The organism is Gordonia sp. ABSL11-1 (assembly GCF_030315685.1).
In the GTDB taxonomy this organism is placed as follows: domain Bacteria; phylum Actinomycetota; class Actinomycetes; order Mycobacteriales; family Mycobacteriaceae; genus Gordonia.
In genome coordinates this window covers 166778-179313 of record NZ_JASXSI010000001.1, presented here as the reverse complement: position 1 = coordinate 179313, position 12536 = coordinate 166778, and the positions used below count along the sequence as shown (strand labels likewise).

At 68.6% G+C, this 12536-nt stretch carries 12 protein-coding genes; 2 read left to right on the top strand and 10 right to left on the bottom strand.

Annotated features, from left to right (window positions below; all coding sequences use genetic code 11):
• From octT to QSJ19_RS00825, 10 genes are all read right to left on the bottom strand, one after another.
• Window positions 1-804, bottom strand: coding sequence for a diglucosylglycerate octanoyltransferase (gene octT, locus QSJ19_RS00870; protein WP_502876057.1), 804 nt, complete (start codon window positions 802-804; stop codon window positions 1-3).
• Window positions 801-1514: a histidine phosphatase family protein gene (locus tag QSJ19_RS00865; RefSeq protein ID WP_286317809.1), complete on the bottom strand. Its 714-nt coding sequence runs from the start codon at window positions 1512-1514 to the stop codon at window positions 801-803. The genes octT and QSJ19_RS00865 overlap by 4 nt, the downstream gene beginning before the upstream one ends.
• Window positions 1511-1873, bottom strand: a complete 363-nt coding sequence (gene rsfS / locus QSJ19_RS00860; RefSeq protein ID WP_286317808.1) for a ribosome silencing factor — start codon at window positions 1871-1873, stop codon at window positions 1511-1513. The genes QSJ19_RS00865 and rsfS overlap by 4 nt, the downstream gene beginning before the upstream one ends.
• 52 nt (window positions 1874-1925) lie before the next feature.
• Window positions 1926-2627, bottom strand: a complete 702-nt coding sequence (gene nadD, locus QSJ19_RS00855; RefSeq protein WP_286317807.1) for a nicotinate-nucleotide adenylyltransferase — start codon at window positions 2625-2627, stop codon at window positions 1926-1928.
• A 52-nt stretch (window positions 2628-2679) separates the two neighbouring features.
• Complete coding sequence (locus tag QSJ19_RS00850) at window positions 2680-4119, bottom strand: vWA domain-containing protein (protein WP_286317806.1); 1440 nt, start codon at window positions 4117-4119, stop codon at window positions 2680-2682.
• Window positions 4119-5039 carry an AAA family ATPase gene (locus QSJ19_RS00845; RefSeq protein WP_286317805.1) on the bottom strand — a complete coding sequence of 307 codons (921 nt, stop codon included), beginning with the start codon at window positions 5037-5039 and terminating at the stop codon, window positions 4119-4121. The genes QSJ19_RS00850 and QSJ19_RS00845 overlap by 1 nt, the downstream gene beginning before the upstream one ends.
• On the bottom strand, window positions 5039-6316 hold the full coding sequence (locus QSJ19_RS00840; RefSeq protein ID WP_286317804.1) for a glutamate-5-semialdehyde dehydrogenase: 1278 nt from the start codon (window positions 6314-6316) through the stop codon (window positions 5039-5041). Before QSJ19_RS00840 ends, QSJ19_RS00845 begins: the two co-directional genes overlap by 1 nt.
• Before the next feature lie 92 nt (window positions 6317-6408).
• Window positions 6409-7113: an HNH endonuclease family protein gene (locus QSJ19_RS00835; RefSeq protein WP_502876056.1), complete on the bottom strand. Its 705-nt coding sequence runs from the start codon at window positions 7111-7113 to the stop codon at window positions 6409-6411.
• A gap of 88 nt (window positions 7114-7201) precedes the next feature.
• Window positions 7202-9451 carry an ATP-dependent DNA helicase RecG gene (gene recG, locus QSJ19_RS00830; protein WP_286317802.1) on the bottom strand — a complete coding sequence of 750 codons (2250 nt, stop codon included), beginning with the start codon at window positions 9449-9451 and terminating at the stop codon, window positions 7202-7204.
• A complete protein-coding gene (locus QSJ19_RS00825) occupies window positions 9451-11118 on the bottom strand; it encodes a DAK2 domain-containing protein (RefSeq protein WP_286317801.1) in 1668 nt (555 codons plus the stop codon). Before QSJ19_RS00825 ends, recG begins: the two co-directional genes overlap by 1 nt.
• Before the next feature lie 268 nt (window positions 11119-11386).
• On the opposite strand from QSJ19_RS00825, the gene rpmB reads away from it, so the two are divergent.
• Window positions 11387-11578 carry a 50S ribosomal protein L28 gene (gene rpmB, locus QSJ19_RS00820; protein ID WP_124706538.1) on the top strand — a complete coding sequence of 64 codons (192 nt, stop codon included), beginning with the start codon at window positions 11387-11389 and terminating at the stop codon, window positions 11576-11578.
• Between the two features lie 127 nt (window positions 11579-11705).
• On the top strand, window positions 11706-12521 hold the full coding sequence (locus tag QSJ19_RS00815; protein ID WP_286317799.1) for an enoyl-CoA hydratase/isomerase family protein: 816 nt from the start codon (window positions 11706-11708) through the stop codon (window positions 12519-12521).
• The last annotated feature ends 15 nt before the right edge of the window (window positions 12522-12536 follow it).

Genomic DNA, 12536 nt, shown 5'->3' with positions numbered 1-12536 from the left:
TTAGCGGGTCGACTCGACCGCGGTCGGATGCCCGCCCGCGGCGGGCGACACGCCGTCCGGCAGCATCGGCTCGAGCGCCGACACCACCACGTCGGCGACGGCACGGTGACAGTCCCAGCCCCAATGGATCCCGTCGGGGTTCATGGCCGCGTCCGGACCTCGGAACGCATCGCGGGTCGCCGGGTAGAAGTCGGCCGTGGGCAGATCGTGGGCGGCGGCCCACCGGACCATCGCGGCGGTCGTGGGTATGCGGCCGGTGTGCACGTACCCGTAGTACGGGCTGCGGTGTGTCGGTGGCAGACACACCATGATCGGCAGTTCGGGCCGCAGCTGGTTGAGCGCGTCACGGATCTTGTCCAGGTACTCCACCGTGATGTGCGGCGGCAGCGCGACCGGCCAACCCGTCCGGGACAGTCGGGGCTGCAGCCACTGATAGCCGTCGCGGACGACCTGTCGGAGTCGGTTCGGTCGCACGTAGCGGATCTGTTCGCGCAGGGCGGTCGGCAGCGGCGACGGCAGGCTGTCCATGCCGCCGAACGCCAGGACGACGACGTCCGCCGACGGCACGGCCGCCCAGATGTTCGGGTCCTGGGTGAGGGCCCACCACACGTCGCGGCTGGTCCACCCGATCCGCCCGAACAATCGGACCTCGCGCCCGTACCGGTCGCCGACGATGGTGGGCCAGATGCGCGGGTCGCCGGCCGGCAGCCCGCCGGTCGGTCCGTAGTAGGCGAGGGAATCCGAGAGCACCAGAATGGAGCCGGTGCCGGCGGACCGGGAAGTCACCCGGCCGGGTGCGGTCATTGGACCGCGACGTCCGCGCTCTCGGCGGACGCGTTCCACACGTCGAGCCGCCAGCGGGGCGCGCTCCCCGGCACACCGTGGCCGGACAGTTGGACCCAGCTGGTGTTGGCCAGCCCGCCGAACACCGGCCACGAGGTCTGCGGCAACCCGAGCAGCGCAGCGGTCATGGCTGCTATGACGCCGCCGTGCGCGACGAGCACGACGGGCGCCTCCGGGAGATCGCCGGTGCCCCACTCGTCGAGGTCGGTGACCAGCTCATCGACCAGCGGTACCGATCGCCGGGCGACGTCGATGCGGCTCTCCCCGTTCGGCGGTGCCCACGCGGCGTCGTCACGCCAGATGCGTCGGGCGCCGGGCATGACGTCGTCGACCTCGAGGTGGGTCATGCCCTGCCAGTCGCCGAGGTGTGTCTCACGCAGCCGGACATCGGTGGTCACCTCCAGTCCCGTCCGCCGCGACAGTGCTTCCGCGGTGTCCCGCGCCCGGGTCAGGTCGGACGACACGATCAGCATCGGCGCGCGATCGGCCAGGGCGAGCGCGGCCGCGTCGGCCTGACGCACACCGAGCGCCGACAACTCGGTGTCGAGCTGTCCCTGCATCCGGCTGGTCGCGTTGTACTCGGTCTGCCCGTGTCGCAACAAGATCAGACGACGTACCACCGGCGTCAGACGCTCGACGGCGGTGTCGTGACTGTCGGGTCCCCCGCTCATGCCTCGCCGTCCACCTCGATCACCGGGCAGTCCTTCCACAACCGTTCCAGCGCGTAGAACTGTCGCTCATCGGTGTGCTGGATGTGGACCACGATGTCGGCGTAGTCGATGAGGGCCCACCGGCCCTCACGGGTTCCCTCGCGGCGCAGCGGCTTGTGGCCGGCCTCGCGGAGTTTGTCCTCGACCTCGTCGACGATCGAGGTGACCTGTCGTTCGTTGTCGGCGGAGGCGATCACGAAGATGTCGGTGATGACGAGTTGTTCGGAGACGTCGATGACCGTGACGTCGTGTGCCAGTTTGTCGACCGCGGCGTGTGCCGCGATCGTGGCCATCTCCAGCGCTTCGGCTGAGGCAGTCACTGGTGTCCTTCCATCGGTGGATTCGGTGCGGGCTCGGTATCTGGTGCGACCGTCACGGTGCCGAGACCCCCGGCGAGGACGCCCTCGGTGCACGGTACAGCTTGCGCTTCGCGATGTACTGGACGACGCCGTCGGGTACCAGGTACCAGACCGGGCGACCGCGGGCGGCGCGAGCACGGCATTCGGTCGAGGAGATGGCCAGCGCCGGGATCTCCAGCATCTGCAGAGTGTCCTCCGGCAGCTTCTCCAGATGCTTCGCGAGGTGCGCAACGTGCAACTCGTATCCGGGTCGGCTCACCCCGATGAAGCGGGCGAGTTCGAAGAGCTCCTCCCAGTGCTGCCAGGACAGGATCGACTCGAGTGCGTCGGCACCGGTGATGAAGAACAATTCCGCCTCGGGATGGACCTTGCGCAGATCCCGCAGCGTGTCGACCGTGTAGGTGTCGCCGTTGCGCTCGATGTCGACGCGACTCACCGTGAACCGGGGGTTCGAGGCGGTCGCGATCACCGTCATGAGGTATCGGTCCTCGGCGGGGCTGACCGAACGCCCCACGTCCTTCTTGCTCTCCGGCTCGTCGCCGAGTTTCTGCCAGGGCCTGCCGGTCGGGACGAAGATGACCTCATCGAGGTTGAAGCGGTGCGCCACCTCGCTGGCGGCGACGAGATGGCCGTTGTGAATCGGATCGAAGGTGCCACCCATGACGCCGATTCGGCGGGCGCGCGGAGGCGGGGACGTCTGCCGGTCGGAGGCCATGAGGAGGGAGTTTACGCGGTCTAACCAGCACGACCGCGCGAGCGCCCGCCGCTCACACCGGGAGGAGGTCGGCGATCGCGCGACCCAGCTGCGTCGCGTTACGGCATTCGAACATCTCGATCACCTCGGCGTACTCGGTGGCGGCGGAGTCCCCGGTCCCCCAGTTCCGGTGGGCCTCCGGGTTGAGCCAGTACGCGTGACGGGCGCGCTCGGTCAGCTCGCGCAGCGCCCCGAGACGGGGATCGTGATAGTTGGTGCGGGCATCACCGAGAATGAGCAGCGCGCCGCGGTGGGTGAGCGATTCGCCGTACTTCTCGACGAATCCCTTCAACATGTTGCCGTAGTCGGAATGGCCGTCGCGCGTGCTGATCCGCGCGGTGGTGATCATCCGGTGCATGCTCGAACCGAAGTCCTCGGCGTCGGCGCCACGATCGAAGAAGTCGGTCACCTCGTCGACCGTGTCCACGAATGCGAACACCCGGACCTTCGAGAACTGTTGACGCAGAGCGTATACCAGACGCAGGGTGAACTGTGAGAATCCCGCGACCGACCCCGACACGTCGCAGATCACGACGAGTTCCGGCCGGCCCGGCCGAGGCCGACGGTGGCTGAGTTCGATCGGGACTCCCCCGGTCGACATCGACGCCCGCAGGGTCTTGCGCACGTCGACCGCACCTCGATGGGCCCGGCGCCGCCGGGTCTCCAGCTTGGCAGCGAGCAGCCGCGCCAGCGGCTCGATGGTGCGCCGGATCTCGGCGAGGTCGTTGGCGCCGGCCGACAGGAAGTTGATGTCCTCCGGCAACGGCGGGACCGCGTAGTCGGCCACCCGTTCGCGGCCGTTGCGCCCTGCCATGCGGCGCTGCGTCTCGGCCTCGATGGCGGCCCGCAGGTCTGTTGCGCGCGCACGGGCCGCCCGTCGATACATCGGCTCGGTGCCGGGCCGATCGCCGAGCGAGCCGTCATCACCGGTGCCGCCTGCCATCGCCGCCGCGATCCGGGCGATGAGGGTCTGCGGATTGACCTGGGACAGAGCCTGATACGCGGAGAACGCCTCCCCACGGGTCGAGTCGTACCGGCCCAGCTGGTCGACGATGAGGGCGATCATCTGATCGAGCCTGCCGTCCTCGGACGCGTCGTCGTCGGCCAGCATGTCCGCCACCATCTCGCGGACCGCGTCGACGTCGACGTCACCGTCGGAGGTCCGGGGCAGCTCGGTCACCGACGTCCGCGCTCCCGTTCCGAGCGGGAACCACAGGTCGAACACGACGTCGAACACCTTGCGGTGCATCTGATCGCTGATGAGCGTGGTGGCCAGCCCCTCACGGAGACTGCGACGATCCAGGAGGTCGAGCACCTGCATCGCCTGTGCCGCGTCGATCAGCGACGACGGCCCGACCACCATCCCGCGTGCCCGTAGCTCGTCGACGAACCCGGTGAGGTGGCCGACCAGAGGCACCTCGGCGGCCGCAGTGGCGCCCACGACCTCGGACATCAGCCCAGCTTGAGTTCTTTGAGCGCCGTCTTCAGGTCCGGCCGGTGTTTGAGGACCACGCCGAGCGTACGGGCGATCAGTCCGTCGTCGAGTGTGCTGGCGGCGCGACCGGTCTGCTCGCCGACTCCGAGCGCTAGGAGCGTGTTGGCCCAGTCGATGGTCTCGGCGACCGACGGTTTCTTGCGGATGTCGAGGGTGCGCAGCACCCCGACGACACGGACCAGCTCGGCGGCCAGGGCATCCGACAGTCCGGGCACCCGGGAGGCCAGGATCTCCCGTTCCCGCGATGCGTCGGGGAAGTCGATGTAGAGGTACAGGCAGCGCCGTTTGAGCGCTTCCGACAGATCGCGGGTCGCGTTGGAGGTGAGGATCACCGCCGGACGCCGGGTCGCCGCGACCGTTCCCATCTCCGGGATGGTGACGGCGAAATCGCTGAGCACCTCCAGGAGAAGGCCTTCCATGTCGACGTCGGCCTTGTCGACCTCATCGATGAGCAGCACCGTGGGCTCCGAACGCGAGATCGCCTTCAGCAGGGGCCGCGGGAGCAGGAATTCGTCCGAGAAGATGTCACTCTTGGCATCGTCCCAGTCACGGTTGCCCGTCGCCTGGATGTGCAGGATCTGCTTGGCGTGGTTCCACTCGTAGAGTGCCCGCGCCTCGTCGATCCCCTCGTAGCACTGAAGTCGAATCAGTTCCGCGTCGGTCGCCTGGGCGATGGCCCGTGCCAGTTCGGTCTTGCCGACGCCGGCCGGACCTTCCACGAGCAGTGGCTTGCCCAGCCGATCGGCGAGGTAGGCCGACGTCGCGGTCGCATCGTCGGCGAGATATCCGGTGGACCGCAGTCGTGCGACGACGTCGGACACATCACCGAACGACGGCACAGTAGTCGGCCCCGTCAGCGGGGTGGTCGTCTCCGACATCACGCCGGCCTGATGTGGCCGTCGCCCCACACGGTCCACTTGGTCGACGTCAGTTCGGGCAGGCCCATCGGGCCGCGTGCATGCAGCTTCTGAGTGGAGATGCCGATCTCGGCGCCGAAACCGAACTGCTCACCGTCGGTGAACGCGGTCGACGCGTTCACCATGACGGCAGCGGCATCGACGCGGGAGGTGAACTCACGGGCCGCGGCGAGATCCGTGGTGACGATCGCCTCGGTGTGACCGGTTCCCCACGTGTCGATGTGCGCGACCGCCGCGTCGAGGTCGTCGACGATCTTCATCGCGATGTCCATCGACAGATACTCCTCGGCCCAATCCTGGTCCGTCGCAGGCTCCATGCCGGGTTCGTCACCGTGGATCACCACGCCCTGCGACTGCAGGGCCTGCATGATCTTCGGCATCGCGTCGGCCGCCACCGCCTTGTCGACGAGGACCGTCTCGGCGGTGTTGCAGACGCTCGGCCGCCGGGTCTTCGAGTTGAGGATGATCCGGGTCGCGACGTCGACGTCGGCGAGTGCGTGAACATAGACGTGGCAGTTGCCGGTACCGGTCTCGATGGTCGGCACCGTCGCGTTCGCGACGACAGCATTGATGAGGCCGGCACCGCCGCGCGGGATGACCACGTCCACCAGATCACGGGCGCGGATCAGGGCGGTCACGCTGGAGCGGTCCTCACTCGGCAGCAGAGCGACGGCGTCGGCGTTGACTCCCTTGCCGCGCAACACGCCCCGCAGAATCCGGACGAGTTCCGCATTGGAGTTCGCCGCCGACGAGGACCCGCGCAGCAGGACCGCGTTACCCGACTTGAAGGCGATGCCGAACGCGTCGACCGTGACGTTGGGCCGGGCCTCGTAGACCATCCCCACGACACCGAGCGGAACCCGGATCTGCCGGAGCTCGAGGCCGTTGGGCAACGTCTTACCGGACACGACGACACCGATCGGATCGGGGAGCACCGCCACCTGACGCAGACCGTCGGCGATCCCGGTGATCCGTTCCGGTGTGAGCCGGAGCCGGTCGATCAGGTTCGCCTCGGTGTCGTCGTTCTCGGCGCGCGTGATGTCGGCGGCGTTGGCGGCGAGAACTGCCTCGGCGTCGGCCTCGATCGCGTCGGCCGCGGCCAGCAGGACCTCGTTCTTCGCCGCCGTGGTCAGCCCGCCCAGGGAGCGGGATGCCACCTTGGCGGCCTTCGCGAGACCCGTGACGACCTGTTCGACCTCGGTCGTCACCACGCCCGGCTCGGCGGTGGGTGCACTCATGGATTCCTCGACTTCGCCTGGGGAATTATGTCGTCCTCCAGAGTAGCCGGGCCCCCGGCGACGTCCGGATGCCGCCTCGTCGCGGCCACCGGTCAACACCGGGCCAACACCCCCGCCAGCACGTGCCTCGACGGTGCGTCGAGCCGTAGCCGATAGGCCGCGACGACCTCGACGAACTGCACCGCGTACTGGCAGTGGAAACCGGTGTTGGGCGGCATCCATCGGGCGGGCTCCCGATCGGACTTGGCCAGGTTCGATGCCGCGTCGACGGCAACCAGGTTCGCGGGATCGTTGGCCAGTTCCCGGCGCGTCGTCGGCGGCCACCCCCAAGCACCCATGTCCCAGGCGTAGGCCAGCGGCACGATGTGGTCGATCTGGACCGCGCCGGCCCGGCGGTCGCGGCGGAACACGATGAACTCGCCGGTGTACGGACTCCGGAACTCACCGGCGACCACCGCTCGCGGGCATGACGTGGCCGGTGCGCGGCGGGTGTCATCGAGATCGCGGTCGAGGACGTCGTTGCGGGTGTCGCATCCATTGGAGCCGCCGGCGACGTCCACGGCGTCGGTCCACGCCGTCCCGAACGCATCGCGCTGATAGTCCGACCGCGACGACCGCTCGCCGACGATGCCCACCCCTGCGAGGGTCGCCTGCGCACGATGGGCACGAGCCGATGTCACCGGATCGCGCGTCGGCGAATCCGAGACCACCACGCCCACCGCGACGACAACCGCCGTGAACACACACGCGAGCATCACGAGCCACCAGCGCAGCGGCCATTCTCCGTCGGACACCATGGTCATTGGACGCACGCGTGCGCCGATGCGTTCCGCCGCCTCTCCGGTCGTGTCCTCGTCCGAGCTGCGACCACGACCGATCAGAAGGTCAGGACTTGTCCAGGTACTCGACCTTGTCGGGCACGAGGATGGCCCGCACGAGTTCGTCGAGTGGTCGATGGTCGGCGAGTTCGAGGTCGGCGCCGACGATCTCGTCGGCGAACCCGCGCGCATCGGCGATGACCTCCGCGTCCTGGAGCAACGAGAGGAACCGGAGCGACGACGTCCCCCCGGACTGCAACGACCCGAGAACGTCGCCTTCCCGTCGTTGTTCGAGATCGACACGGGCGAGTTCGAATCCGTCGGACGACGCCTCGACCGCCCGTAACCGCTGCATGGCCTGGGAGATCCGCGGTGCGGCGGTCATCAGCAGACACAGGCCGGGATGCCCGCCGCGCCCGACGCGTCCGCGGAGTTGGTGCAGCTGGCTGACACCGAATCGTTCGGCGTCGACGATCACCATCATGGTCGCGTTCGGCACGTCGACACCGACCTCGATGACCGTCGTCGAGACCACGAGATCGACCTCACCACGCCCGAAGGCGTCCATCACCGCGTTCTTCTCGTCGGCCGGGAGTCGCCCGTGCAGCATCTCGATGCGCACATCCGCCAGCGGACCACCCAGCAGCTCGGAGTACATGTCGAGCACGGACGTACTCGTCGGTGCCTGCCGGTCGTCTTTCGCGGACTTCTTCGACTTCTTCTCCTCGACGTCATCGCCGATCCGCGAGCACACCACGTACACCTGACGTCCCGTGGCAATCTCCTCGGCCGCCCTCGCCCACACCCGGTCGACCCACGAGGAGTTGCCCATCGGCACGACGGACGTGCTGATGGGTTGGCGACCCCGCGGCAACTCGGTGAGCACCGAGGTCTCGAGGTCGCCGAACACCGTCATCGCGACGGTACGCGGGATCGGCGTGGCGGTCATCACCAGAAAGTGGGGCATGAGGCCGTCTTTACCCTTGGCCCGCAGCACATCTCGTTGCTCGACGCCGAATCGGTGCTGTTCGTCGACGACGACCATGCCGAGGTCGAAGAACGTGACGTTCTCCTCCAGCAGGGCATGCGTCCCGATCACGATCCCAGCGCTGCCCGTCACCACATCGAGCAGTGTCTGGCGCTTGCCCGCTGCCTTCATCGAACCGGTGAGCAGGGCGATCTTCGTCGCCCCCTCCGCAGCGGACAGTTCGCCGGCCTCGGCCAGGTCGCCCAGCATCGTCCGCATCGTCCGGTGATGCTGCGCGGCGAGGACCTCGGTCGGGGCCAGGATCGCGCACTGGTGCCCGTTGTCCACCACACGCAGCATCGCCAACAGCGACACGAGCGTCTTTCCCGAACCCACCTCACCCTGCAGCAACCGACTCATCGGACTGGTCCGCCCGAGTTCGGCGGAGATCTCGGCAACCACCTCCTGCTGCCCGTCGGTGAGCGTGAACGGCAACCGAGCCAGGAGCCGGTCCTCCAATCCGCCGGGTACGTGCGGGCAGGCGGGTGCGGTCTCGGCGCGTCCGGCGAGACGTCGTTGGGCCAGGACCGTCTGAATGGCCAGCGCCTCATCGAACTTCAGTCGTGCGCGCGCTGTCTCGATGTCGTCGTCGGTGTCGGGCAGGTGAATCCGGTGCAGCGCCTCGTCGGTGCTGATGAGGCCGCGTGCCGAACGCTGTTCCGCGGTCAGCGCGTCCTGCACCGGACCCTCCGCATCGACCGCGGCGAGGACCTGCCGAATCGCACTCCAGATGTTCCACGTCTGAATGTCCTTGGTGGACGGGTAGATCGGCACGATCGCGCGCTCGAAGCCGGCCGGGTCGACATCTCCGCCGGACGCCGCCTCGGCGGCATACATCTCCGACAGCATCGCCGACCCGACGACGTGGTCCACCTCCGGTTCACCATCGGGCAGGACCGCCCATTCCGGATGGGAGAGCTGGATCTTGCCCTGGAAGGTCTTGACCTTGCCCGCCAGCATCACCCGCACCCCCGACTTCAACTGGTGCTGGATGAACCTCGCGTTGAAGAAGTTGGCCTCGTAGGTGTGGCTGTCGTCGGTGACCGTCACCTTCAGGAAGTTGCCGCTGCGTTTGCGCATCGGGATCATCCGCGAGCCGGTGACACGTCCGACAACGGTGACCCAGTCGTCGTCGGCGGGCATCTCGTCGGCCGACAGCTGACCCTGTCGCACGTACCGTCGCGGCGCATGGCGCAACAACTCCCCGACCGTCGTGACGCCGATCGACTCCAGCCGGCCCGCGAGCTTGGAGTCCAGGATCTCCTCGAGCGGAGCACCCACGTCGGGCATCACTCGACACCGATCTGCAGAAGCTGATCCGGCTGTCCGGTCCGGTACACGGCGAGTTCCACACCCGCATAGCTGCGCCGCATCTGTCCGGTGACGGCGTCGAGTGCGGCGTCGTCGACGGCGGAACCCGCCATCACCGTCACCATCTCTCCACCGGTCGCCAGCATCAGATCGACCAGCGCCGTCGCCGCACCGGTCTGGTCCGGGGCGATGACGAGAACGTCGGACCCGATGAGTCCCAACACATCTCCCACCTCGCACGTGCCGGCGAGCGTCATGATCCGGGTCTCCGCGCGGATGAGCGCGCCCCACCGGGTCCCGGCCGCGGCCTCGGCCATCGCATAGGTGTCGGCGTCCGGGGTCTCGGCACCGTCGTGGACGGCGAGCGCAGACAGGCATTGCACCATCGACGACGTCGGCAGAAACACGACCGACCTCTGGGTCGACCGCGTCGCGGCGGTCACGGTGACCAGATCCTGCGAGGAGAGTTTTCCGTTCGCCATGACCACGACATGCGCGCTGTCGGTCGCGCGGATCGCATCGGTCAGCAGGTCCGGCGTCAGGCCGTCGTCGGCGCGGACGACGGCGGCACCGGCCTCGGCGAACAGAGCTGCCGCGCCCTCCCCGGTCACCACGGCGACGACGGCCCGTCGATGCCGGGGCGGCGGTTCGGCCGTATCGGTCTGGGCGCGGATGGCGTCGAGTGCGAAACAACTGATCCGGATGTCGGAGATCGGGCCGCGCACGACGCCGGCCTCGACCGCCTTGCCGGGCTCACAGGTGTGCACATGCACCGAGAAGCGCTCGCCGCCGGCCGAGCTGTCGCCGACGATGACGACCGAATCGCCCAGCTGATTCAAGGTTTCCCGTAGGGACCCGATCTGTCCGCCCGCGGCGCCGTCGAGCAGATACATCACCTCGAAATCCATGTCGCTGCCGCCCGAGCACGTGTCGTTCTCACCGTGCCCGGGTTCACCACCACCGGTCAGGATGCCGCGATACCGCCGTCGACGTTGCGACACACCGGTGAGTACGCCGACCATCGCGTCGGCGAGCGCGAGGAAGCCACGCCCACCGGCGTCGACCACGCCCGCGCTGGCCAGTTCCGGCAGCAGTTCGGGGGTGCGTTCGAGCGCATCGGCGCAATCGTCGGCGACCGCACGGGCCAGATCCGCCGCCGACTCCGACACGTGCGCGGCCGCGGTTTCCGCTCCGATCCGGATCACGGTCAGCACGGTGCCCTCGCGGGGCTCGCTGACGGCCCGGACCGCCGCGAGCGATCCGAGGCGCAGTCCGGACACCCACAGCTGGTTGAACGTCAGCTGCGACTCGTCCGGCACCAGTTCGGCGGCGTCGGCCACGCCCATCAGGATCTGCGACAGGATGATGCCCGAGTTGCCCCGCGCCTGGGCGACCGCGCCGTCGGCCATCGCACGTGCGACCGCGGAGACACCCGCGTCGTCGGGCACGCCGCGCAGTGCATCCGAGGCGGCCTGCATCGTGAACAGCATGTTGCTGCCCGTGTCGGAGTCGGGGATCGGGAAGACGTTCAGGTCGTTGATCTCGCCACGTAACCCCTCGAGACCCTCGACCGCGGCATGCGCCCAGTCCCGCAGTAGCTGCGGGTTCATCGTCATGGAGAGGCCGCCGTCGAACACCGACTCCATGAAACCCCTTACCGTTGATCGTGGCGATCGCAGCTCGCCCGGTGTGTGAGAGGTTACTCGGACGTCCCGACGACCCGGGCCGTCACCGCGCACGGTCTCCGCGGGGTCGGGTCGTGCTGTCGATCCCGGGCACGGATTTGGTCCGCATGGTGGGGTGCCGCTATTCTTGCAGGGTTGCCTTGCAGCTGTACCCGTCGGCGCATCACGCCCGCCGCGGACTTCGAGCAGGCCGAACACGACCACGATCATCTACAAAGGGAGTTCGACGATGGCTGCCGTCTGCGATATCTGCGGCAAGGGACCGGGCTTCGGCAAGTCGGTTTCGCACTCGCACCGGCGCACGAACCGCCGGTGGAACCCGAACATTCAGTCGGTGCGCGTCGAGGTCGCGCCGGGGAACCGCAAGCGCAAGAACGTGTGCACCTCCTGCCTGAAGGCCGGCAAGACCGCACGCGTCTGATCCGTCGTCGGACGCTGACGTCCGACCCGGTCGACCCGAGCTCATACCGACGAACCCGATTCCCCTGGCCGGCGATCACTCGCCCTGGGAATCGGGTTGTTGTCGTTCGTGGATAGAGTCTGCAGACATGACCGCACAGCCTTCCTCCGCACCCACCGTCCCGCTCGTCAGCCAGGACGGTCCGCTGCTCACCATCGCCGTGTCCACCCCGGCTGCCGGGACCTCACTGGCCGACGACGCACTGATCGAGGGTGCGGCTGCTCTCAAGGAGGTGGCCCGCGGTGAGCGCGAGGTGGGCGCGGTCCTGCTCATCGGCACCGGCGCGAACTTCTGCGCCGGCGGTAACGTCCGCGCGTTCGCGGCAGCCGGCCACCGGCCGACATATCTGCGCGGACTGGCCGAGGATTTTCACGATTTCGTCAACGCGCTCTACACCGCCGACCGTCCGGTCGTCGCCGCGGTGAAGGGGTGGGCCGCCGGCGCCGGGATGAGCATCGTCCTCCACGCCGACGTCGCGATCGGCGGCTCGTCGACCCGACTGCGCCCCGCCTACCGCGGGATCGGCCTCTCGCCGGACGGGGGCATGACCTGGACGCTGCCGCGCGTGGTCGGTCCGGCCCGCGCACGGCAGATCATCCTGACCGACCAGGTCATCGACGCCGGACAGGCACTCTCCTGGGGTCTGCTCTCGGAGGTGGTCGCCGACGACGAGGTCGAGTCGGCCGCACGCACCGCCGCAGCGCAGATCGCGGCCGGTCCGCGGGGAGCCGCGGCGGCGACACGCGCACTGATCACCGCATCGGCGACGGACTCGCTGGCCGAACACCTCGCCGCGGAGGCACATTCGATCTCCACGCTGTCCGGTACGCCGGAGGGCATCGAGGGAGTCGACGCGTTCATCGCCAAGCGCTCCCCGGATTTCGCGGCCGCCCGGCGGTCCTGAGGCCCGCCCGCGGGT

What these genes read in the sequence shown, in the direction of transcription:
- octT (WP_502876057.1), bottom strand. Translation starts at nt 804, where the DNA reads ATGACCGCACCCGGCCGGGTGACTTCCCGGTCCGCCGGCACCGGCTCC.
- QSJ19_RS00865 (WP_286317809.1), bottom strand. Translation starts at nt 1,514, where the DNA reads ATGAGCGGGGGACCCGACAGTCACGACACCGCCGTCGAGCGTCTGACG.
- nadD (WP_286317807.1), bottom strand. Translation starts at nt 2,627, where the DNA reads ATGGCCTCCGACCGGCAGACGTCCCCGCCTCCGCGCGCCCGCCGAATC.
- QSJ19_RS00850 (WP_286317806.1), bottom strand. Translation starts at nt 4,119, where the DNA reads ATGTCCGAGGTCGTGGGCGCCACTGCGGCCGCCGAGGTGCCTCTGGTC.
- QSJ19_RS00845 (WP_286317805.1), bottom strand. Translation starts at nt 5,039, where the DNA reads ATGTCGGAGACGACCACCCCGCTGACGGGGCCGACTACTGTGCCGTCG.
- QSJ19_RS00840 (WP_286317804.1), bottom strand. Translation starts at nt 6,316, where the DNA reads ATGAGTGCACCCACCGCCGAGCCGGGCGTGGTGACGACCGAGGTCGAA.
- QSJ19_RS00835 (WP_502876056.1), bottom strand. Translation starts at nt 7,113, where the DNA reads ATGGTGTCCGACGGAGAATGGCCGCTGCGCTGGTGGCTCGTGATGCTC.
- recG (WP_286317802.1), bottom strand. Translation starts at nt 9,451, where the DNA reads ATGCCCGACGTGGGTGCTCCGCTCGAGGAGATCCTGGACTCCAAGCTC.
- QSJ19_RS00825 (WP_286317801.1), bottom strand. Translation starts at nt 11,118, where the DNA reads ATGGAGTCGGTGTTCGACGGCGGCCTCTCCATGACGATGAACCCGCAG.
- rpmB (WP_124706538.1), top strand. Translation starts at nt 11,387, where the DNA reads ATGGCTGCCGTCTGCGATATCTGCGGCAAGGGACCGGGCTTCGGCAAG.
- QSJ19_RS00815 (WP_286317799.1), top strand. Translation starts at nt 11,706, where the DNA reads ATGACCGCACAGCCTTCCTCCGCACCCACCGTCCCGCTCGTCAGCCAG.